The organism is Kurthia sp. Dielmo, assembly GCF_000307285.2.
Lineage (GTDB): Bacteria > Bacillota > Bacilli > Bacillales_A > Planococcaceae > Kurthia > Kurthia populi.
In genome coordinates this window covers 254,974-275,441 of sequence record NZ_HE578958.1, presented here as the reverse complement: position 1 = coordinate 275,441, position 20,468 = coordinate 254,974, and the positions used below count along the sequence as shown (strand labels likewise).

The 20,468-nt window shown below is 38.5% G+C and carries 24 protein-coding genes; 13 read left to right on the top strand and 11 right to left on the bottom strand.

The annotated features are described in order from the left end of the window. A partial coding sequence (locus tag KTHG_RS21215) for a hypothetical protein (protein ID WP_186439555.1) occupies positions 1-222 on the top strand: 222 nt, incomplete at its 5' end. Positions 223-243: 21 nt separating this feature from the next. Here KTHG_RS21215 and KTHG_RS09970 read toward each other — a convergent pair. Further along, positions 244-648, bottom strand: coding sequence for an Ohr family peroxiredoxin (locus KTHG_RS09970; RefSeq protein WP_126989727.1), 405 nt, complete (start codon positions 646-648; stop codon positions 244-246). Between the two features lie 108 nt (positions 649-756). Between KTHG_RS09970 and KTHG_RS09965 the strand changes: the two genes are divergently transcribed. Both KTHG_RS09965 and KTHG_RS09960 read left to right on the top strand, forming a co-directional pair. Then, a complete protein-coding gene (locus tag KTHG_RS09965) occupies positions 757-1,179 on the top strand; it encodes a MarR family winged helix-turn-helix transcriptional regulator (protein ID WP_126989726.1) in 423 nt (140 codons plus the stop codon). A gap of 292 nt (positions 1,180-1,471) precedes the next feature. Beyond that, the gene (locus KTHG_RS09960; RefSeq protein ID WP_255512425.1) at positions 1,472-1,858 is read left to right on the top strand and encodes a GNAT family N-acetyltransferase; all 387 of its coding nucleotides are present in this window, start codon (positions 1,472-1,474) and stop codon (positions 1,856-1,858) included. A 352-nt stretch (positions 1,859-2,210) separates the two neighbouring features. Here KTHG_RS09960 and KTHG_RS09955 read toward each other — a convergent pair whose 3' ends face one another. Both KTHG_RS09955 and KTHG_RS09950 read right to left on the bottom strand, forming a co-directional pair. After that, positions 2,211-2,543, bottom strand: coding sequence for a GNAT family N-acetyltransferase (locus tag KTHG_RS09955; RefSeq protein WP_139993233.1), 333 nt, complete (start codon positions 2,541-2,543; stop codon positions 2,211-2,213). A 105-nt stretch (positions 2,544-2,648) separates the two neighbouring features. Further along, positions 2,649-2,861, bottom strand: coding sequence for a DUF4362 domain-containing protein (locus tag KTHG_RS09950; protein ID WP_186439554.1), 213 nt, complete (start codon positions 2,859-2,861; stop codon positions 2,649-2,651). Between the two features lie 817 nt (positions 2,862-3,678). On the opposite strand from KTHG_RS09950, the gene KTHG_RS09945 reads away from it, so the two are divergent. After that, complete coding sequence (locus KTHG_RS09945; protein WP_126989723.1) at positions 3,679-4,101, top strand: hypothetical protein; 423 nt, start codon at positions 3,679-3,681, stop codon at positions 4,099-4,101. A 115-nt stretch (positions 4,102-4,216) separates the two neighbouring features. Here the strand turns inward: KTHG_RS09945 and KTHG_RS09940 are convergent, their stop codons facing one another. Then, complete coding sequence (locus KTHG_RS09940; RefSeq protein WP_139993229.1) at positions 4,217-5,602, bottom strand: NAD-dependent succinate-semialdehyde dehydrogenase; 1,386 nt, start codon at positions 5,600-5,602, stop codon at positions 4,217-4,219. A gap of 3 nt (positions 5,603-5,605) precedes the next feature. Next, positions 5,606-6,907, bottom strand: a complete 1,302-nt coding sequence (gene gabT / locus KTHG_RS09935; RefSeq protein ID WP_126989721.1) for a 4-aminobutyrate--2-oxoglutarate transaminase — start codon at positions 6,905-6,907, stop codon at positions 5,606-5,608. Between the two features lie 98 nt (positions 6,908-7,005). Here gabT and gabR point away from each other — a divergent pair, with 98 nt between their 5' ends. From gabR to KTHG_RS22125, 5 genes are all read left to right on the top strand, one after another. After that, the gene (gene gabR / locus KTHG_RS09930) at positions 7,006-8,418 is read left to right on the top strand and encodes a MocR-like transcriptional regulator GabR (protein ID WP_139993227.1); all 1,413 of its coding nucleotides are present in this window, start codon (positions 7,006-7,008) and stop codon (positions 8,416-8,418) included. 147 nt (positions 8,419-8,565) lie between these two features. Beyond that, entirely contained in the window at positions 8,566-9,495 is a 930-nt protein-coding gene (locus KTHG_RS09925) for a M23 family metallopeptidase (protein WP_139993225.1), read from the top strand. Between the two features lie 37 nt (positions 9,496-9,532). Further along, positions 9,533-9,949: a hypothetical protein gene (locus KTHG_RS09920; RefSeq protein WP_139993223.1), complete on the top strand. Its 417-nt coding sequence runs from the start codon at positions 9,533-9,535 to the stop codon at positions 9,947-9,949. A gap of 114 nt (positions 9,950-10,063) precedes the next feature. After that, the gene (locus KTHG_RS22130) at positions 10,064-10,345 is read left to right on the top strand and encodes a DDE-type integrase/transposase/recombinase (protein ID WP_139993221.1); all 282 of its coding nucleotides are present in this window, start codon (positions 10,064-10,066) and stop codon (positions 10,343-10,345) included. Next, on the top strand, positions 10,342-10,587 hold the full coding sequence (locus tag KTHG_RS22125) for an IS3 family transposase (RefSeq protein WP_370362758.1): 246 nt from the start codon (positions 10,342-10,344) through the stop codon (positions 10,585-10,587). Before KTHG_RS22130 ends, KTHG_RS22125 begins: the two co-directional genes overlap by 4 nt. A 156-nt stretch (positions 10,588-10,743) precedes the next feature. Here the strand turns inward: KTHG_RS22125 and KTHG_RS09905 are convergent, their stop codons facing one another. Beyond that, positions 10,744-11,511, bottom strand: a complete 768-nt coding sequence (locus tag KTHG_RS09905; RefSeq protein WP_370362757.1) for a sporulation protein — start codon at positions 11,509-11,511, stop codon at positions 10,744-10,746. A gap of 98 nt (positions 11,512-11,609) precedes the next feature. Here KTHG_RS09905 and KTHG_RS09900 point away from each other — a divergent pair, with 98 nt between their 5' ends. Both KTHG_RS09900 and KTHG_RS09895 read left to right on the top strand, forming a co-directional pair. Then, a complete protein-coding gene (locus tag KTHG_RS09900) occupies positions 11,610-12,080 on the top strand; it encodes a GNAT family N-acetyltransferase (RefSeq protein ID WP_139993217.1) in 471 nt (156 codons plus the stop codon). A gap of 101 nt (positions 12,081-12,181) precedes the next feature. Beyond that, positions 12,182-12,994 carry a hypothetical protein gene (locus KTHG_RS09895; RefSeq protein WP_139993215.1) on the top strand — a complete coding sequence of 271 codons (813 nt, stop codon included), beginning with the start codon at positions 12,182-12,184 and terminating at the stop codon, positions 12,992-12,994. A gap of 37 nt (positions 12,995-13,031) precedes the next feature. Here the strand turns inward: KTHG_RS09895 and rbsK are convergent, their stop codons facing one another. From rbsK to KTHG_RS09870, 5 genes are all read right to left on the bottom strand, one after another. Beyond that, positions 13,032-13,934, bottom strand: a complete 903-nt coding sequence (rbsK, locus tag KTHG_RS09890; protein ID WP_139993213.1) for a ribokinase — start codon at positions 13,932-13,934, stop codon at positions 13,032-13,034. A 21-nt stretch (positions 13,935-13,955) separates the two neighbouring features. Further along, entirely contained in the window at positions 13,956-14,966 is a 1,011-nt protein-coding gene (locus KTHG_RS09885) for an aldose 1-epimerase family protein (protein ID WP_139993211.1), read from the bottom strand. A gap of 26 nt (positions 14,967-14,992) precedes the next feature. Further along, positions 14,993-16,345, bottom strand: a complete 1,353-nt coding sequence (gene fucP, locus KTHG_RS09880; RefSeq protein ID WP_139993209.1) for an L-fucose:H+ symporter permease — start codon at positions 16,343-16,345, stop codon at positions 14,993-14,995. A 33-nt stretch (positions 16,346-16,378) separates the two neighbouring features. Then, positions 16,379-17,017: a deoxyribose-phosphate aldolase gene (gene deoC / locus KTHG_RS09875; RefSeq protein WP_139993207.1), complete on the bottom strand. Its 639-nt coding sequence runs from the start codon at positions 17,015-17,017 to the stop codon at positions 16,379-16,381. Positions 17,018-17,106: 89 nt separating this feature from the next. Further along, positions 17,107-18,051, bottom strand: a complete 945-nt coding sequence (locus KTHG_RS09870; protein ID WP_186439552.1) for a sugar-binding transcriptional regulator — start codon at positions 18,049-18,051, stop codon at positions 17,107-17,109. Positions 18,052-18,493: 442 nt separating this feature from the next. Between KTHG_RS09870 and KTHG_RS09865 the strand changes: the two genes are divergently transcribed. Both KTHG_RS09865 and KTHG_RS09860 read left to right on the top strand, forming a co-directional pair. Continuing rightward, positions 18,494-18,880, top strand: a complete 387-nt coding sequence (locus KTHG_RS09865) for a DUF485 domain-containing protein (protein WP_126989712.1) — start codon at positions 18,494-18,496, stop codon at positions 18,878-18,880. After that, positions 18,877-20,424, top strand: coding sequence for a solute symporter family protein (locus KTHG_RS09860; protein ID WP_139993203.1), 1,548 nt, complete (start codon positions 18,877-18,879; stop codon positions 20,422-20,424). The genes KTHG_RS09865 and KTHG_RS09860 overlap by 4 nt, the downstream gene beginning before the upstream one ends. Positions 20,425-20,468 lie beyond the last annotated feature (44 nt).

The following is a 20,468-nucleotide window of genomic DNA, read 5'->3' as shown; positions in this document are numbered from 1 at the left end:
TTATTAGTTAAAAATCGCTTTTATCGTCTTGGCGGTATTTCGATACAGGTCCTCATTGTGGCATGCATCGTGAGCCTGTCATGGCAGCGCGCTATTGATCTTCCAGAAGTTATGCACACCGTAATTCCAACAATTCTTCCCGTTATCACTATTGGCTTTAATAGCTTGATGACCATTTTTATTGGTTGGCTCGTATTAAAAAACCGCCCATCTAGCAACTAGAAGGGCGGTTTTTTATATAATTTAAACGGCTTTAATTGTTACATCAATATTACCAGCAGTTGCTTTTGAGTAAGGGCATACTGTATGCGTTAATTCTAAAAGCTCCTGCGTTTGTTCACGTGGCAGACCATCAATATGTCCGACAATCTCCACTGCTAAAATAAAATCAAATGGTGCTTTTTCAAATAAGCGTACAGTCGCTGTAATTGATGATTTTTCTTTAATCCCTTTTTGACGCTTAATCAAATCAAGCGCGCTATTGAAGCAGGCACTATACCCTGCAGCAAATAATTGCTCTGGATTTGTCGCATCTGCTACGTTTGAACCTGGAGGCGCAATCTTCACTTTAAATGATTTATCATCAGCAATCGATTCACCACTGCGGCCACCAACATTTAACATTTTCGTTGAATAAATTTCTTTCATTTCTTTACACACTCCTTTTAGTTACGAACAATTAGATTGTACACAATTTAATTGTGTTTGACAAGTAATTAGCTTCTTTCTAAAATAGAGTGGACTGGAGGTTTTACGATGAATGCAAGTTTAGATAATCAGCTTTGTTTTTTATTGTATGTATCATCAAAGGAAATTATTAAAGACTATACTGCTCGCCTGAAACAGTATGATTTAACGTATACAGGCTATATCACAATGCTCGCCTTATCCCATGAGGAGCCAATGACAATTAAAGAGCTTGGCAGTAAACTCTTTTTAGATTCGGGGACACTTACACCACTGCTAAAACGCTTAGAAACACATGGCTATGTAACACGCGCGCGTTCAAAAGAGGATGAACGAAATTTACTCGTTTCACTTACAGATGAGGGATTCACATTACGAGAGGAACTTGGCTGTATCGGTGAAGATGTGTTTGAAAAGTCTTCTTTAGATACAGAGCAGGCAAAAGCATTACATGCGATGTTAAGCCAATTTGTCGCAAGCCTAGACAAGTAAAAAAAAGGTGCCTTCGTGCGCCTTTTTATTTTACCTAAAAATGGCTAAATATATAGTTAAAGGTTATTCTGTGTTATGCTATGAAAGTGAAAATACGAAAAGAAAGTTAGAGGAAGTACTTTGAGTAATTATCAATTTTTAATGGCAAAGCATGCCTGCATGGAAAGTGAGCGTTTATTTCTACGCCCCGTTACGATGCATGATGCAGTGGATATGTTTGACTATACGTCAGACGAAGAAACGACACGCTTTTTGTATGAGCCGCATACGGAGCTGCAACAAACAGAAAAAAATGATTGGCAACTATTTTATGAAAGAACCTATCGGCAAATATGCACTCGTTTTAAAAGAGTCTGGTAAGATGATTGGTGCTATTGAGTTTCGGGTAGATGACTGGAATAAGAGTGGGGATTTAGGCTTCACCTTAAATCGCCGTTTCTGGGGAAATGGCTATATGACAGAAGCCGGGAATACCTTACTTCATTTAGCATTTACAATTTTAGAGCTAGAGCGCGTCCATGCTGCCCATGACGTCAATAATCCGATGTCCGGAAATGTATTACGCCGCTTAGGTATGACACAAGAAGGGATACTGCGTAAAAGTGAAATGATTCGTGGCACACTTGCAGATAGTGCGTACTATTCGATTTTAAAAGAAGAATATACCATCCGTTTCTAGCGCTTTTATGCGAGCCGAAGAAGCTGATATTAAGCGATATAAAAAGGATAGCTGAACGGAGAAATTCCTTTAGCTATCCTTTCTTTATGTATTTTAATAATTCGCTTAGCTATACCGCATCTAAATATTTAAGCACCCATATACCTACACCTAGAGCTACAAACACATAAAATGCGATTTTCGTTTTATTACCCGATTTCTTTTCTTCCATCTAATGACGACCTCTTTCTAATTATGATTATGATTATGATTATGTTAAATTATACCTTAACAAATCAATGATAGAAGGAATACCCCAATATTTCAGTACAATTCTTACTTTAAATACACATTTTTCGAATAAAACAACTTATCACAGCAACTTTTTTTCAAGCACTATTTTATGTAGCCCATTTTTATCTGTATATGTGCTCATCACATCAAATCCACTTTTAATATTTAAAATTAGCATATTCCGCCATTTATTCATTGTTTTCGTTTGGACAACATGACAGCCCTGTTCCCTTACATACTGATGCTGGATTTCCATTAGCTTAGAAGCAATACCATATTTTCGATACTTTATTTTCACGCCGCCTAGCCAGCTATAAAATGTATAAGTATCGAGTTCATAGCCCATCTTATAACCAATCACTTGATTTCCTTCCATTGTCGTAACAACGACTAAACGAGGCTTGCTTGTCATTTTATTAATTAACTCATCCGCTTCGCCGTAGCTATCCTATTTATTATCAATCGTCACCTGGATTTTGTTATTTTCAAACGGATAATTATATAAAATAGGATTACTCTATATCGTATAGCGCACAATTCTAATCGTACCGTCTTCCCCCTGTTGTTCATGTTCAAAAAATTGTTCAAAACGTTCCCTATTGTCGATTTCACCATGTAATTCCACAATATCACTCACTTTCACAACATAAGCATTTGTGGCATCATCACTACACGCTGACAGTACAAATAAAGAGCTTAGCGCTAAGAAAACCATCGATTTTTTTAACATATGAAGCTCTCCTTTATTTTCCAATTCCAACCACAATACCATATATCATTTGAAAACACTATTTGATTGAAGGCATTAAGATTTATTGTAAGACGACAAATTTTATTTGGGCATCACAAATCATTAAATCTAAATCACCAATCACCTCAAGAAGCGTGTTTTGGCTACGACATATTTCTGAATATGCGCCAACTGCATGTCATTTGGCTTGTTGGATTAATAAGCATTTGCTTCGTTTAATCATTATCACAAATAAATACGATTTATATGGCGATAATTGTGATGCTTTGTTAACCACTTCATTAAAAAACAGCCCGTTTCTAACCCGTTTTGCCGTATTTTGGGTTCATTTCGGCGCTCCGAGGGGCATTTTCCACACAGCGCTCGTTCAGTTTTGGATCTTTATGTCGCATTTTTTTATTACTTGAATAAATGACAGCACACACGCTTTTTTGAGCAGTACATAATCAAAAACAGCCCGAAATTCACGAAAATGGGTTGATTTTCGGGCTCTAGCGGCTAATATACGCCCTTTTCATTCCTTAAAAAATAGTCTTTATTTGCGCTAGAAGTAGTAAATAAAAATTTTCGTTGACAGCATATGCACGATGGTTAATACCCTTCTTTCTTTACGTATGCAATTTGCCCTTGTTTGGCACATATTTTCAATTATGTCGTAGCTAAAAGACGCTTCCTGATCAAATGACGATTTTCTAACTGCTTTATTTTTCTCGTTCCAAACAAATGAGGACTCTAGTAAATTTCCCGATTTATGATATGCTGTTAGCATCAACTAACAACGAAAGAGTGGAATTTCATGAAACAGATTACAGCCTTTGATTTTATTTTAAAAAATGGTGAGCGTCTTCATTTTGATGCGGATGATTTCCGTATGATGCACTTTGATCATATCGAACAGCATCAGGACGAACAAATCGTTCAAAATGTCAGCGTCTTTCTTTACCATAATGCCAATCGTTTTGAATCCTATGTCCACCAGCTAGCAGAAGGTGAACAGATTTTACCGTTTGATCGTATCCAACAAACATGTGATATTGCGAAAATTGCTCTTACATACGATGATGATGCACATGAGATCTATCATATCGGCTGGCATGCAGATGCACAGTCAAATAAATACCAAACGAGTATTGTACATCCACGCAGCGGTGATTTATTGATTACCATTAATCCAGATAAAACCGTGACACAGCAATTTGCAGAAGTATTAATGCCTTAATTTGATTTCGATTCGTAGCAGCTGACGCGTTCAGCTGTTTTTTTAACGACAAAAAGAGCCACGCGAATACTCGCATAGCTCTTTTTCACACACGCTGCTTAGGGGGCAAACGTTGTTATAAAGACATCGACACATATTTCGTTTCTAAATATGGCTCGATTCCCTCTGTGCCGCCTTCGCGACCCATGCCCGATTCCTTCATACCACCGAACGGAGCATGTGCGGCTGAAATAATGCCATCATTCCAGCCAACGATACCGTAATCTAAGTTTTCGCTTAAATACGTACCTGTCTTATAGCTTTCTGTAAAGAAGTATGTTGCTAGTCCGTATAATGAGTCATTTGCAATAGCAATTGCCTCATCTAGTTCCTTGAACGTCACAATCGGAATCACAGGACCAAATGTTTCTTCTGTCATAATTTTTGCATCTGCTGAGACATTCGTCAGTACAGTTGGCTCAACGAAGTAGAACCCTTGCTCTTCATCGACGTTATAGCCACCACCTACTGCTGCATCCGCGCCTTTTGATAAGGCATCCTGGATTTGGTCCTGGATTTTATCAAAGCCTTTACGGTTAATGACCGGGCCGACATTGACATCCGCTTCCATGCCATTACCTACCTTCAGCTCCTTTACCTTTGCAACAAGCGCATCTGTAAATGCATCTGCGATATTTTCATGTACAATAAGACGGTTTGGCGACACACAAGTTTGCCCTGCATTACGATATTTTGCAATAATCGTCTGCTCCACCGCTACTGCAATATTTGCATCCTCTGCCACGATAATCGGTGCATGACCACCAAGCTCCATCGTCGCATGCTTCACTGTTTGCGCGCACTGTGATAATAATAATTTACCGACAGCCGTACTGCCTGTAAATGTAATTTTACGCACCGCCTTATGCGATGTGAAAATTTCACCGACCATTGGCGCATCCGCTAGCACATACTGCACCGCATCCTCAGGAATCCCTGCACGATGCGCAAGCTCAATCAGACGAATCGTCGTAAGGGGTGTTTCCTCTGCCGGCTTCACGATAAATGTACAGCCCGCCGCAAGTGCTGGTGCTGCTTTACGTGTCATCATCGCCGCTGGGAAATTCCATGGGGTAATCGCCGCAACGACACCGATTGGCTGACGTGTCACAGATAAGCGCTTATTTGGTACATGTGTCGGAATCGTGCGACCATAAATACGCTTCGCTTCCTCCGCATACCAATCAATATAGCTCACCGCATAATCCACCTCACCAAGTGCCTCTGCAAGTGGCTTACCGTTTTCAAGCGTAATTAATTCACCTAGCTCCTGACGATTTTCACGAATCATTGCAGCCCAAGCTATCAATAATTTCGAACGATCATACGCAGTTAATGCCTTCCATGAAGGAAATGCAAGCTGCGCCTTGTCCACTTTTGCGGTTACTTCCTCTTTTGTGCTCGTTTGAAGTGAATGAATAATTTCACCCGTCGCTGGATTACTTACATGTACAACACCCATGGCCTACACTCCTTCTGCAAATGCTTTATCTAAAATCGCAAAGCCTTTTTCAAGCTCTTGATCTGTAATCACAAGTGGTGTTAAGAAACGAATAACATTGCCTTTAATACCAGCTGATAATAGTAATAAGCCATTTTCATTCGCATACTTTGTAATGCGTCCTACCGCTTCTTTATTCGGCACCTTGCCATCTTTCACAAGCTCTACCGCCACCATTGCGCCAAGACGACGAATATCACCGATGAAGTCATATTGCGTACGGTATGTTTCAAGCTTCGCCTCAATTTTTTGGCCGATTGCTTCTGCTTTTGAATTTAAGTTTTCTTCTTCTACAATATCAATAACCGCTAATGCCGCTTCACATGCAACTGGGCTACCAGAATATGTGCCACCTAATTCCCCAACATCTGATACTTCCATTATTTCTTTACGTCCAACAACGCCACTTAATGGAAGACCTGCTGCCATTGATTTAGACACCGTCATTAAATCCGGTACAACATCAAATTGTTCAATCGCAAATACGGTACCTGTACGGCTGAAGCCTGTTTGAATTTCATCTGCTACGAACACAATATCATTATCCTGACAGAATTTCGCAACCGCTTGAACGAATTTCTTCGGCGGTACGATAAAGCCACCCTCACCTTGTACAGGCTCCATTACAACACAAGCGACCATTTCTGGTGCGATTGTTGAGATGAAGAAATCGTGGAATTGCTCAATAATGTAATCCACATACTCTTCGTCTGTTAGGCTATCTGGTTTGCGATATGTGTATGGAAACGGTGCTTTATAAATTTCCGGCGCGAAAGGACCAAAACCAAGCTTATACGGCTTCACTTTTGATGTCATACCCATTGTTAAATTTGTACGCCCGTGGTAGCCATTTGTAAATGCGACTACTGCTTGTTTGCCTGTATATTTACGTGCGATTTTCACAGCATTTTCAACCGCTTCAGCACCTGAGTTTAATAAAATCACTTGTTTTTCATGTGTTCCCGGTGTGATTTCCACAAGTTTTTCAGCAAGCTTCATATAAGAATCGTACATAATCACGTTGAAGCCTGGGTGTAAAAACTTCTCTACTTGTGCTTGTACTGCTGATACTACCTTAGGATGGCTATGGCCAACATTAAGCGTACCAATAGCAGCTGCAAAATCGATCCATTCATTGCCCTCTACATCGATAATTGTGGCACCCTTTGCTTCTTTTGCAATTGCTGTACAGCCGTTACTAACACCTTTCACCACGTATTTTTGGCGTTTGTCATTTAATTCATCAGTAAGGTTTGTCGTAAGCATTGTTAAGTCCTCCCTTGTTTCTTTTTTTCCTATTATGAAGGATTTTGGTACAATAAAAAGCACCAAGATTTCAAAAAAAGGTACCAGGGGTGAACAGTATGTTGATTCAATTAGACAGAACACAAAAAGGCCGCTTCCTTTATCAAGAAATTTATCGTCAAATTAAACAGCTGATTTTAAATAATGAATTACGTGCCAATACAAAGCTTCCACCAAAGCGTGAGCTCGCTCAGATGCTCGATGTTAGTACAAATTCCATTGCAAATGCTTATGAGCAATTACTTGCCGAGGGCTATATTTATACGATTGAGCGCGTCGGTTATTTTATTGAAGAAATCGAGCAGTTTGATATTAACCCAAATGTCGCAACCACTTTTCCGGCTCATTTACGTGAGCAGCCAGAGCCACCTAAAACTTGGCTGTCCCTCTCTCATATGAATAGTAACGCACGACTTTTCCCGATGCGTAAATGGTTGAGCTGTGAGGCGAAGGTATATGATCGCTATATCGAAGAGCTTGGCGAAATGGCACATACACAGGGCCCCTATGTGCTACGAAAAAATATTGCCGAGCTTATTTATGCAACGCGTGGTGTCAAATGTGAGCCGGAACAAATTGTCGTCCATGCGACGAGCCAAGGTTTATTGGAGCGCCTTATTCGGATTTTGCCGGAGAATCCATCGTTTGCGGTAGAAAACCCCGGCTATGCGCGCTACTATCAATTATTAAAACGTCACCATATTCAGGCGCATCTTGTTCCACTCGATGATGCGGGTATCGATGTCCATCATCTCGAGCAGCTTGATGCCCAGCTCGTGATTGCTACCCCGTCGCATCAGTTTCCAACCGGAACCATTATGCCAATTTCTAGACGTGTCGAATTGCTCAACTGGGCTTCGCGACAGGAGGACCGCTATATTATCGAGGACGATTATGATAGTGAATTTAAATATGAGACGAATCATGTGCCATCCCTTCAAAGCATGGACTACAATCATAAGGTCATTTATATGGGCACCTTCTCAAAAACGCTGCTTCCTGGTATTCGCGTGAGCTATATGGTGTTACCAGTAAAATTACTTGAGAGCTACCGCGAGATGTTTCCACTTGAAATTCAGGCGGTCAATACATTGGTACTCTATACATTAAATGAATTTATTGAAAGTGGTCAGTATGAAAAGCATCTCCGTAAAATGACAAAGCATTTTGAAGAAGTGCGAAGCTGCTTAGTCGCGGAGTTAACGAAGCAGCTCGGCGACCAAATCATCATTTCAGATGTTCCTGCTGGGCTTCATTTTTTAATTGAGGCAAAAAGCGCGCGTAGCTATGATGAGATTGAGCAGCAGGCGGCGAAGCATAATGTAGAAGTGTATACATTAAAGCGTTTTTCATTAAATCCATATCCACTTATTCGCGAAAATCGCTTCATTATTATTGGTTTTGCGTATATCGACATGAAAGATATACCAGAAGCAGTACGTAGGCTTGGATGTGTATTGTTTGATGAATAGCTCTTATAATTAGAAACCGTCGGATTATACCAGTTCTATTTTTTCACTGCATACGATGTTTTTGTATTTTTTTAAGGAATGTGAAACTTTTTATCGCACTAAACCGTATTAATAGGTAATAGTCTGTTCACTTAAGGAGTGACAACGATGCAACCACAACAGCTTATTTCATCTATTAATGACGGTGCTTTTCGCGCCATTTACAATGCGACGATACCCGAGTATCGTGCGACCTATTCATTTGATCAATTTACGGCCATTGCACAAAAAATTCAACACGATACATATACATTACATTATACGATTTCACTGCCACCGCTAAAAAAAATGGTGTGGCTTGATGAAAAACGCAGCAATGCGATTTGTGCCATTTTTGACTCAAAGGGCTATATTCATTTTTTAACGATGAAGCCTTATTTGAGATTTCCTGAGGCCGATCAATGCTTTTCTACAACGCAGTTTGAGTTACCTGTGCGCGGTGAATGGCAGGTCGCTCAGGGCGGAATGAATGAACTCATTAATTATCATTATCCTTTCTCTAGTCAGCGCTATGCCATTGATTTAAAACGGGTCAAAAATAAGCGTTATTTTGAGAATATTGGCAATATGTGTGAAGATTATTATGCCTTTAATGAAGAAATTTATGCCCCAGCAGCCGGCAAGGTAGTGGCTATCGAGGATAACATTAGTGACCAACCACCTGGAGAACGTAATGAACTAAGCACGTTTGGTAACTATATTATTTTGAAGCATGGGCATAGTGAGTATAGTTTGCTCGCCCATTTACAGCAAAATTCGATTCATGTGAAAAAAGGAGATTCCGTACAGCTTGGCGAATTAATAGCGTATAGTGGAAACTCTGGCGATACGACCGCGCCGCATGTTCATTTTCAAGTGATGAATTCGATGGATTTAAATAAAGCGAAATCTTTACGCATTCGCTTTAAAAACAATCTACTTCCAATACAAGGCGATATTATCACTGGCACAATCGAGCCTAAAGAACATATCATTCCCCCTGAAAAACCATTTCTAGGTGGTATTCGTACAATTTTACAATTGTTTAATCGTAGTTAATGATAATTGTATAATTTAATAAATGGTGGTGATATGAATGAAAAAATACATTTTATTGCTTTCCTTTGTTCTTCTATTAATAAGCGGCTGCGCGCAGCAACCGAAAAATATGAATGTCAATGTTGTCGTCGAGCGTTATGATACGGTTCAAGAGGACTACATTAAATTCATGACAGTGAAGGACCAGCAACAAATAAAAGAAGGTAAAAAATTCGTTAAAGAATTAACGTGGTCAAACGAAGCGCCACCTAGAACGATTCCGAATTATCGCTTTTACGATGTAGCAGAGGACAGTGCAGATTTTGACATAAAGCCAGTCATGTATTATGTATGGTTTGATGAGGCAACAGCTACTGCCATCATTTCAAAAGATGACAAAAAAACTTCCGCATCATTAGACAATGCACAAGTAAATGACATGTATGATTTATTAGTCACTTCATCGAAAAAATAACAAAGAGGCTTGGATTCTCGAACTGACCTAAAAATCTGAGACAACATAAAAAGAAAAAGACACTTTCAAGGGTATACAATCTTTGGAGGTGTTTTTTGATGAGCAAAAAACTTATTGAACAGAGATTTCACAGCGAAGCGCCCACTTCAAAAGCTCGTAACCGATGTGACCTACTTACCTTTTGGGGATAAACTATTCTATCTTTCAATTATTATGGATGTATTTAATCGAGAAATTATTGCGTATACGATTCATGATAAACGAGACACCACGTCCACATTGGATACGTTAAGCTACAAGATCTACCACCAGGTTGTGTACTTCCTAGTGATCAAGAATCGGTATATACTTCGCATGAATACCAGCAAACGGTCAAAGAAAACGGCGTTATCATGAGCATGTTCCGTAAAGGCACGCCCGCTGATAACACCATCATTGAAACGTTCCACGCCAGTTTAAAATGCGAAACGTTTTATCTTGAAAGGCTTTTGAGAACAACAAATGACCTTGTCGTTCAAACCGTTCAATCATACATCAACTACGATAATCATACGCGAATTTTGGCAAAGTTAAACCACCTTTCTCCAGTTCAGTACCGGAAAAAGGTGGCGAAACAAGAATTTGACGGCGACTCCTAGGGGAATAGCATGAGTGGAAGACCCCGCAGTGAGCTTGCGAGCGAGGAGGCTTCCGCCATGCCCCAGGAAAGCGTCCGTCAAATTCAGCTGAAAGAATGTGTCTTTTTTCTTTGTCTCACTTTCGCGGGTCAGTTCCTATGCCAAAGCCTCTTTTTATTATAAATAATCTTGAATTAATCGACGTAAATCCTCTTGTAATGTAGGTAAATCCTGCTCTGTAAATGTGAGCCCCACATACGATTCATCCACATCAAATGCTTCCGATAAAAAGCTCGTAAATCCACGTGCCTTGCGGTCAACTTGGAATAATACTTCTACTTTATGCGATGTTTGATTCACAAACACGACTTCTAATTCATCTAAATAGCCGCGGAAGGGCCCAGTTGTTGGCACAAATTCATATTCCTGCACGAAAGAATGACGTGTATTCATACGTAATCCAGCCTTTTCACATTCTACCTCACGTAGGCGGAATCCTAAATTTTTCACTGCATCAATGACCGCACCCGCTAGACGTGTTGGACGAATCGCTACTGCATCCTTATCACTTGGATCAACGGCATGCTTAATATCTAGTCCCGTATTTAACCAAGCACGTGTACGGCCAACTGTTGCGGGGGCATCATATGGTAAATTAAATGAAAATGGTAATGATTTTTCCTCGCCTGCTTGAATACTGAAAGGCTCCGTTATTTTTTTCTGAAATATCGTTGCGGTATCCTCATATTCTTTATCACCTGATTTATTCGTAAAATTAATATGAAGGGATAAATAAATGGCATCAATACGTTGCTCCACATTGCCACCTTTAATATGAATGTCACCCTGTACTAAATCACCCGCTGTATACGTGTCATGGTCTAATACAGTATCAACTGTCGCAGCACCTACCCCAAAACTCGCTAATGCCTTGCTAAAAATCATTATTTTTTCCTCCTACATAATCGCTGTTTCTTATTATACGAATGAGCTTTTGAAACGTTTCAAAAATTACGCTATAATGCGAAAAAGGAGTGAATTTTTTGAAAATTAGTCAATTAACAACTGAATCGGTCGAACAAGCGGCTCGCTTATTAAATGCGTACCGCGTAGCCTTTCATCAGCCAGCTGATTTATCACTTGCCCGCTGGTTCGTGAAGGAGCGCTTAAAGCAAGATGAGTCGGTTGTCTTTTTAGCCTGGCTCGGTGAGGAAGCGGTTGGTTTTGTGCAGCTCTATCCGATTTTTTCGACCATCAGCCTAAAACGCGCTTATATTTTAAATGATTTATATGTAGCGAAAGAAGCGCGAAAGCATGGTGCTGCCACACAATTAATTGAAGCCTGCTATACGTATGCGAAGGCGCATAATGCACGCTTTGTCGCCCTAGAGACCGGTACAGAAAATGACAATGCCCAAAAGCTCTATGAAAAAATGGGGTTTATAGAGGAAACGGATGTTATGCATCTCATTAAATATTTTGACGAACACGAGTCACCTTCGCCAAATAGTTGAATGTCCGTCTTTTTTTACGCCGAATGTAGTCATTAAAACTTAACAACAACCTAATTTCAGCGTAAAATAGAACTATATTGGACAGCTAGAAGGGGTGCCGCATGGAAGGGATTATCAGTATTATTACAATTACTGCCTCGCAATTATTTCAACTACTAGGAGTTATATTTTTCTTCGGCTTTTTATTAAAATGGCTCGGTGAACAATCATTGGCTCATTATACATATGGTAGTAAGCTTTTTAACTTTATGTCTTTTATCGGTACACCTGTCCATGAATTTGGGCATTTTATTATGTGTAAAATTTTCCGCTATCAAGTAGAGGAAGTCATTTGGTATCAAAAACCGAATAATAGTGGCACACTTGGCTACGTTAATTTTTCGTATAATCCAGGAAGCATGTATCAGCGCATCGGAAAATTTTTCGTTGGCGTTGGTCCTCTATTTTCAGGACCTGTAGTCATTTTTCTATTGCTTTATTTTTTACTGCCTGACGCCTATCATGCAATCTCTACTCATATTGGTATGATTTCAACAACCTGGAGCCTTCATACATTTGAGCAAATTTTGCAACTAAGTTGGACATTCCTTGTTGCGCTTTTTAATGTCCACAATGCGTTAAGCTGGCAATTCTACGTTTTCATCGTATTAGCTTGCTCGATTGCCGTCCATATTCGGCTAAGCAAACCGGATTTAGAGAGTGCAACAAGTGGCATTGTTGCCATTACCGTTTTATTACTACTATTAAATATCGTATCGCAGTTTTTTCATCTATCGCTATCCAATCATATTTTGATCTACGTTGCGCATTTTAATGCTTTTTATATTTCGATTATGATTGTGATTACCGTCATTTCGTTACTCTTTTTTATGACGAGCATCATTTGGGGAACGATGAAAAATCGTACAGCATAAAAAGAGGATGCTAATAGGGGCATCCTCTTTTTTGTGCTTAATAATGTAGAAACGCTTCTTTTGTTGGGTATGATAATTGTGTCCCACGTTTTTGTACGGCCTGTGCCGCATAGAAGTTTGCCTTTTTCAGTGCTTCTTCTATTGAAGTCCCTTTTGTAATATAATGCGCAAAGCAACCAATGAATGAATCCCCAGCACCTGTTGTATCGACGGCTTGGATTTTTTCGCCCTCAATTACGTGGCTCTGTGTCGCTGTCATCCATAGCACCCCTTTGTCTCCTAATGTAACGATTAGATTTTGAACGCCTTGATCGATTAACGTTTGTGCTGCTTCTTTAATTTCCTCAAGTGTCGCAACCGGCATATTCGTTAAAATACCTAACTCTGATTCATTTGGCGCAAAATACGTGCACTTCGTTACATAATTAATATCAAGCGCTGGATTCGCTGGTGCTGGGTTTAACAGAACCGGAATATCGAATGCATTCGCGATATCGATCGTTTTATAAATCGTTTCAAGCGGAATTTCTAATTGTAAAATGATTAACTTCGCTTCTTTTAATTTTTCCTTATAGCCTTCTACTACATTCGGTGTTAACTCACTATTGGCACCTTGAATGATTAAAATACGATTTTTCGCATGTGGATCAACAAAAATAGGTGCAACACCACTCGTTTTTGTGCCAACCTCAACGGCTTCTGTGCGAATACCGTTTTTCTTGAAGTTTTCAATGGTATTTTGACCGAATAAATCATTTCCTACTTTTGTAACCATTAAAACATCTGAACCTAGGCGAGCTGCTGCGACTGCTTGATTCGCACCCTTACCACCACAGCCCATTTCAAATTCAGGCGCTTCTAATGTTTCGCCCTCTTCAGGCATACGTTCTAAATACGTGATTAAATCCACCATGTTTGAGCCTACTACTGCAATATCCATTTTAACTTCTCCAATCTGTGATTATTTCATGCCAGTTATGACAGTAAATGATCGTTTTTCATGCGGTGCTAACTGAATAAGTGAACCCGCTTTTTGTGCCGCGCTATAGCCCTCTGGTAAGCAAGTTGCAGGTAATGCAAAAGCTGCAACTTTTTGATCGGCGTTATGCAATAACCATCTTGTTGTGTACGGGAATTCAGCTGTATTGAAGCGAATGAAAAATTGTTGATTGTCTTTTTCCATTTCAAACTCTGCTTGTTCTATATAGTTGTTTAAATTTTCACCGAAGAAACAAATTTCAGGGTCATACATATCCGGACGCTCTAATTGCCCAATCATTTCTCCCGACTGCTCAAGCTCTTTCATATACGCTGTCCACTCTGCTGTTGGATTTACATGCCCTGGAATCGACGTGCGTAAACGAAAGGCCTCGTTTGGAATATTTTGTGACATTTGTGCATTATCTATATAAGCATAATTCATGTGACACATATATTGAAGTGGCATCGGTTGATAATTTGATAAATTTTGAACTTCTAAAGAAATTTGTAACTGTGTGGCATCTTTATACATTGTCACATTTGGCACTGCTTGATAATGGTGACCAAATCCTTTTACATATTCGAATTCACTAAACAACGTAATTTTTTCCTCTGAAAAACGTAGATAACTCATCTCCATCTGTGAACATGGAAACTCTCCATGTAATGGATGTGTATCTTCCTCTCCCGGACAGCCATTCGCTAAAAGTCCTGAATGAAAGGCGAAACAGCCATATGTGTCAACAATTTCACTGCCTAATTTAGGCTCCTTAAACATATGGTCCATCGTAAGGGATACATCATCAAACACGACATCCCAAATAATTTGACCATAGAAAGGTAAAATCGTTGTAAACCCTTTTGAATTGATTAAGTTAACTGCTTCAATTCCAGATGAATATTTAAAAGTTTCTACTTTAAAATGTTCATTTTCTAGAATGGTTTTCTTATTAGATGAAAAATCCTCTTTTTTCAAATAATACGTAAACATCTAAACAAATCCCTTCTATACATAGGTTATACATTTTTATGGCGTAGTTGATCGATTGAATATACAAGCACGACTAAGAAGCAAATTGCCGCTGTAATGAATGAAAATTGTAGTGAGCCTGACATATCTGAAATCAATCCTTGTGCAAGTGGAACAAATGCACCACCAATAATTGTCATTACGATAATAGCCCCAGCAGTTTCCGTATGGCGTTTGTCTTTCACAACATCTAATGTTTTAGAGTAAATTGTTGCCCAACATGGACCGAATAAACCACTTAATAAAATCGCCATATAAATCGCCGATTCATTGTGGACGAATGTAACATACAGTGCAGTTAACGTCCCCAAAATAGAGAAGCCAATCAGCACTTTCGTTGGCGAAATCTTACTCATAATTAAATTCGCAGCAAATTTCCCAATAAAGAAGGCCACAAAGCTATAAATCATAAAGGTTGAAGCACTACGTTCATTAATTGTTGGATCTAGATGCATCGCTAGTCGAATTGTGAATGACCATACCGCTGTTTGCATCCCTACATAGAAGAACTGTGCCACAAGCCCTTTTAAAAATTCTTTATTAGACGCTAAATATTTTAAAGTTTCTGTAATTTTAGCATTTTCGATTGCGGCTTTTACTGGCTTACTTTTCGGGAACTCGGTAATTAAGAAAATAATTAACGCAACAACTAAAATCATTACTAAAAATTTGTAAGGTAGTAATGTTTTTTGAAGCATTTCGGCGGCAAAAATAGTTTGCTCTGCCTCACTCATGCCCCTCATTTGCTCCTCTAACGTTGGACCATTACCAAAAACTAAATACTTCCCTAATACAATTCCTAAAATAGAGCCTAGTGGATAAAATGTTTGGCTAATATTTAAGCGCAATGTTGAATATTTTTTTGGACCAATTAGTGAACTATATGTGTTAGCAGATGTTTCAAGGAAACTTAAACCAACCGCGATAGCAAATAATGCAACTAAGAATACTGAATATGTAGCGAGATGTGACGCTGGGAAAAATAATGAACATCCGATAATATAACAAATCAAACCAATTAAGATGGCGACCTTATACGATGTTTTCTTAATAACTAACGATGCTGGAATCGCTACGATGAAATAACCAGCGTAGAATGCACTCTGTACGAATGCGCTTGCAAAATCACTTAGCGTAAAAATATGTTTGAACTGTGTAATTAAAATATCATTTAAACTCGCCGCTGCACCCCAGAGCGGGAATAAAATAGAAAGTAAAATGAATTGAAAGATTGGTGTTTTATCTAAATACCCATCATCTAGTTGATTCGATTTCATTTTAATTAGATTAAACGGATTTGGTTTAACTGTATGTTCAGCCTTTGTTTTAACTGTGCTCATTGCATTCCACCCCTTTATTATAAAAGCAATTTCTTACATTAAAGCGACACCATTACTTGCACCAACACGTGTTGCACCTGCTGAAACCATTACTTCAAAATCTTCTTGTGTACGAACGCCACCTGAAGCTTTTACCGCTACCTCCGTTCCAGTACTATCAGCCATTAGCTTGACATTTTCAGCCGTTGCGCCTGCTGTTGAGAAACCTGTAGATGTTTTAATAAACTCTGCTTTTGCATTTGTTACAAGTTTTGATACCGCAATAATTTCTTCTTTTGTTAATAATGCTGTTTCGATAATTACTTTTGTAAGCGCTTTACCTTTTGCCGCATTTACGACTGCTTCAATGTCTTGTTGTACAACATCCAAGTTATTGTTTTTCAGTTCACCAATATTGATAACCATATCTACTTCTGTTGCACCATTTTCAATCGCATTTTGTGTTTCAAAAACTTTCGTTGCTGTTGTATTAGCACCTAGTGGGAATCCAATAACTGTACAAACTTTTACATCTGTGCCTGCTAATAATTTTGCACATAATGGCACCCAATACGGATTAACACATACTGAAGCGAAATCATGTTTCTTTGCCTCTTGTGCTAATTTTTCAATCATTGACTGTGTTGCGTCTGCTTTTAATAATGTGTGATCAATATATTTACTTTTGTTCATTGTAAAATCCCCTTTTCTTTTAATTTTATTCAAAATTTAACATAAAAAAGCACAAATGTAAAATATTTATTTTACATTTGTGCCAATTGCTAATATTCTAATAACTTCATCGCTGTCATACTATCTGTAATTAAAACATTGGGAATTCCTTGTTTGAGAGCAGTATAAATCCCTTCTAGTTTCGCTTCACCATTCGCAATTAAAATACTCATTGTACTATTTTTCAACTGTTTTAATGAAATACCAAATGTCCGAGAATCTAGCTCTTCTAGCACAATTTCACCTTTTTCATCAATAAAGCGTGAGCAAATATCACAAATCGCATGTTTTTCCAAATAAGCATATTCTTCTTCTGTGATGGCATTCGTTTTATATAGCAATGAATTCTTCGATACATTTCCGATCGTGTACAATGCAATATCTACATTTGCCATCTTATCACTAATGTATTTAATTTGGCGCTCCTCCATCATGGCATGCTTCGTTTTTTCGGAGCCAAATATAATTGGTAATGGGACATATTGACCTTTTGCGTGAAAGTTTTTCACAAAATCCATCATAATTTTTTGATCATGAGTATCAGCATGAATTAAATTCATACCACCTTTAAGTTGCACAATTTCAATGCCTTGAATGTCTTTTGGTTGCAGCTCTTTTGCCATATGATATAACGTTTCTCCCCAACTAATACCAATACGCATACCATCTTCTACTACCTCATTCAAATAAAAACTTGCTTCTTTTCCAAGTGCCGTTAATAAATGCTCTGTATTCGTCATCGAATGATTCGTGTATGCTACGCGCACATCCTTCAGCCCGAATATTTCTTTTAACCTTGTTTCAAGTGAATGAATCGCCTCTACTGGTTTTTTTATCGTAATTTGAATAAACTGCTGTTCTTTTGCATATTTTAAAAGTTTAGAAATAGTTGGCCGAGAAATATTTAATTCTTTTGCAATTTCTTGCTGAGTTTTATCATATTCATAATACATTGTTGCCACTTCAATGCTTAATAAATCTTTATCCGAAATCAACTTAATCCCCCTATTCATTTCAAATTTTATCATACACGAAATTTTATTAAACAGAAAAAATTTTTACAAATAATAAGTGTTATTCCCTATTAATATAGAAACTCATGATTTTTTTCATAATATTCCGTTTAAAAAGCACCCAGCTAATGACTGTGCTCCTCGCGCAATTTTTATGCCATTATACTCATTATGACTTTAATTTTTTTACTTTTTCAGCAATTTACTTTTACAGAAAATGATAATATTTTTGCATCAAAACACTATAATGACAGTGCTTTTCATAGTTGAAAAATGCGTTTTTTGTAGATTTTAATTATCATAAAGTAGAAAATTTTATTTTTTTCGATAAAAAATGTTGCTTTTTGGTATACTTTCAAATATTATTACATCAAGAGGACGTCACAAATCCTTCACAACCACACAAAAAAAGGGGGGCAACCTTATGGAACAAAATTTAGACCGTCAACTTCTAAAAGAAGAACAAGAAAACAAACAGGCGGCAACGGGGCAAACAAGTTTCACGGAACAAGAGTATGTTAATATTTCTGAAAGCTCAGAATTTAAAACGCTTTCAAAACGTAAACTTGGCTTCATCGTACCGATGAGTATTTTATTCTTCGTTATTTATTTTACACTGCCATTATTATCATCATTCACTGGCGTATTAGACGGAAAAGCAATTGGAGAGGTTACATGGATTTGGATTTATTCACTAGCTATCTTCATCATGGTATGGACATTCACTATTATCTATGTAAAAAAAGCCGCTTCATTTGATAAAGATGCAGAGGCTATCAATGATAAGGCAAAGGCTGGTGGATATAAATGAGTATTATCGGGATTTCTTTCTTCGTCGCAATCGTAGGTTTAACACTTTTTGTGACATACTTAGCTTCAAAGAAAAACAATTCAGCAGCTGACTTCTATACAGCAGGCGGCGGCTTAACTGGCTGGCAAAATGGTATCGCTATCGCAGGTGACTACCTATCTGCCGCTTCATTCTTAGGGATCGCAGGTGCTATCGCCTTATTCGGTTTCGATGGTTTCTTCTATAGCTTAGGATACTTAGTAGCATACTTAGTAGTACTTTACATCGTGGCTGAGCCATTACGTAACCTTGGTAAATTCACATTAGCAGATATGATTACTGCACGTTTTAATCAAAAGAAAATCCGCGCAACAGCAGCTGTTAGCTCAATCGTAATCGTATTATTCTACATGATTGCACAGCTTGTAGGTGCCGGTGCATTAATCCAATTATTATTAGGAATCGACTACAAATATGCAGTTATTTTAGTAGGTATTATGATGACAATCTACGTATTATGGGGCGGTATGGGCGCAACAAGTTGGGTTCAAATCATCAAAGCCGTATTACTAATGATTGGTACAGTTATTATCTCCGTGTTAGTTTTAGCAAAATTCAACTTCAACATTTTAGAAATGTTTGCAACGGTTTCTGAAACAAATGGTAATGGTGGTGCCTACTTACAAGCTGGCCTGAAGTATACAAATGGTATTGATACAATGTCAATGATGATTGCATTAGTACTTGGTACAGCTGGTTTACCACATATCTTAATGCGTTTCTTCACTGTAAAAGATGCAAAAACAGCTCGTTCCTCAATCAACTGGGCAACTTGGATCGTAGGTTTATTCTACATCCTAACAATCTTCTTAGGCTTCGGTGCTGCGGCATTCGTTGGCTCTGAAAAAATCTTAGCTGCAAACCCTGCAGGTAACATGGCTGCGCCGTTATTAGCACAAGCTTTAGGTGGCGACATCTTAATGTCATTCATCTCAGCAGTAGCCTTCGCTACAATCTTAGCGGTAGTAGCAGGTCTTGTATTATCAGGTGCTTCTGCATTCGCACATGATATTTACGGCCAAGTTATTAAAAAAGGTAATATTACGGAGAAACAACAAATGGTTGCGGCTCGCTGGGCATCAGTTGGTGTATCAGTATTCTCAATCGTCTTAGCTTTATTCTCTCAAACATTAAACGTAGCATTCTTAGTATCACTTGCATTCTGTATCGCAGCATCTGCGAACTTACCAGTAATTATCTACACAATCTACTACAAAAAGTTCAATACAACTGGTGCGATGTCAGCAATGTTATTCGGTTTAATCTCTGCGCTTGTATTAGTAGCAATGAGCCCGAACGTATGGGCACCTGAAGCTGGTAAAGCCATCTTCGTCGGCGACCCACTATTCCCACTAACGAACCCAGCAATCATCTCGGTGCCACTTGGCTTCCTAGCAGGTTGGATTGGTTCAATGATTGGTGAAAAAGCAAATGCTCGTAAATACGCTGAAGTTAAAGTCAATGCAACAACTGGCTTAAACGTAAGTGATTCCGTAGATCACTAATCAAAAAAAGAGGCTTTGGGGATTTCCCCAAGCCTCTTTTTTTT

Bases quoted from the DNA above. Each gene is read 5' to 3' on its own strand.
- KTHG_RS09940 (WP_139993229.1), bottom strand. From the start codon at position 5,602: ATGGGTGTTGTACATGTAAGTAATCCAGCGACGGGTGAAATTATTCAT.
- KTHG_RS09865 (WP_126989712.1), top strand. From the start codon at position 18,494: ATGGAACAAAATTTAGACCGTCAACTTCTAAAAGAAGAACAAGAAAAC.
- KTHG_RS09970 (WP_126989727.1), bottom strand. From the start codon at position 648: ATGAAAGAAATTTATTCAACGAAAATGTTAAATGTTGGTGGCCGCAGT.
- gabT (WP_126989721.1), bottom strand. From the start codon at position 6,907: ATGCTTACGACAAACCTTACTGATGAATTAAATGACAAACGCCAAAAA.
- gabR (WP_139993227.1), top strand. From the start codon at position 7,006: ATGTTGATTCAATTAGACAGAACACAAAAAGGCCGCTTCCTTTATCAA.
- deoC (WP_139993207.1), bottom strand. From the start codon at position 17,017: ATGAACAAAAGTAAATATATTGATCACACATTATTAAAAGCAGACGCA.
- KTHG_RS09925 (WP_139993225.1), top strand. From the start codon at position 8,566: ATGCAACCACAACAGCTTATTTCATCTATTAATGACGGTGCTTTTCGC.
- KTHG_RS09905 (WP_370362757.1), bottom strand. From the start codon at position 11,511: ATGATTTTTAGCAAGGCATTAGCGAGTTTTGGGGTAGGTGCTGCGACA.
- KTHG_RS09895 (WP_139993215.1), top strand. From the start codon at position 12,182: ATGGAAGGGATTATCAGTATTATTACAATTACTGCCTCGCAATTATTT.
- KTHG_RS09945 (WP_126989723.1), top strand. From the start codon at position 3,679: ATGAAACAGATTACAGCCTTTGATTTTATTTTAAAAAATGGTGAGCGT.
- KTHG_RS09860 (WP_139993203.1), top strand. From the start codon at position 18,877: ATGAGTATTATCGGGATTTCTTTCTTCGTCGCAATCGTAGGTTTAACA.
- fucP (WP_139993209.1), bottom strand. From the start codon at position 16,345: ATGAGCACAGTTAAAACAAAGGCTGAACATACAGTTAAACCAAATCCG.
- KTHG_RS09885 (WP_139993211.1), bottom strand. From the start codon at position 14,966: ATGTTTACGTATTATTTGAAAAAAGAGGATTTTTCATCTAATAAGAAA.
- KTHG_RS22125 (WP_370362758.1), top strand. From the start codon at position 10,342: ATGAGCATGTTCCGTAAAGGCACGCCCGCTGATAACACCATCATTGAA.
- KTHG_RS09960 (WP_255512425.1), top strand. From the start codon at position 1,472: ATGATTGGCAACTATTTTATGAAAGAACCTATCGGCAAATATGCACTC.
- KTHG_RS09920 (WP_139993223.1), top strand. From the start codon at position 9,533: ATGAAAAAATACATTTTATTGCTTTCCTTTGTTCTTCTATTAATAAGC.
- KTHG_RS09950 (WP_186439554.1), bottom strand. From the start codon at position 2,861: ATGTTAAAAAAATCGATGGTTTTCTTAGCGCTAAGCTCTTTATTTGTA.
- KTHG_RS09955 (WP_139993233.1), bottom strand. From the start codon at position 2,543: ATGACAAGCAAGCCTCGTTTAGTCGTTGTTACGACAATGGAAGGAAAT.
- KTHG_RS09965 (WP_126989726.1), top strand. From the start codon at position 757: ATGAATGCAAGTTTAGATAATCAGCTTTGTTTTTTATTGTATGTATCA.
- rbsK (WP_139993213.1), bottom strand. From the start codon at position 13,934: ATGGATATTGCAGTAGTAGGCTCAAACATGGTGGATTTAATCACGTAT.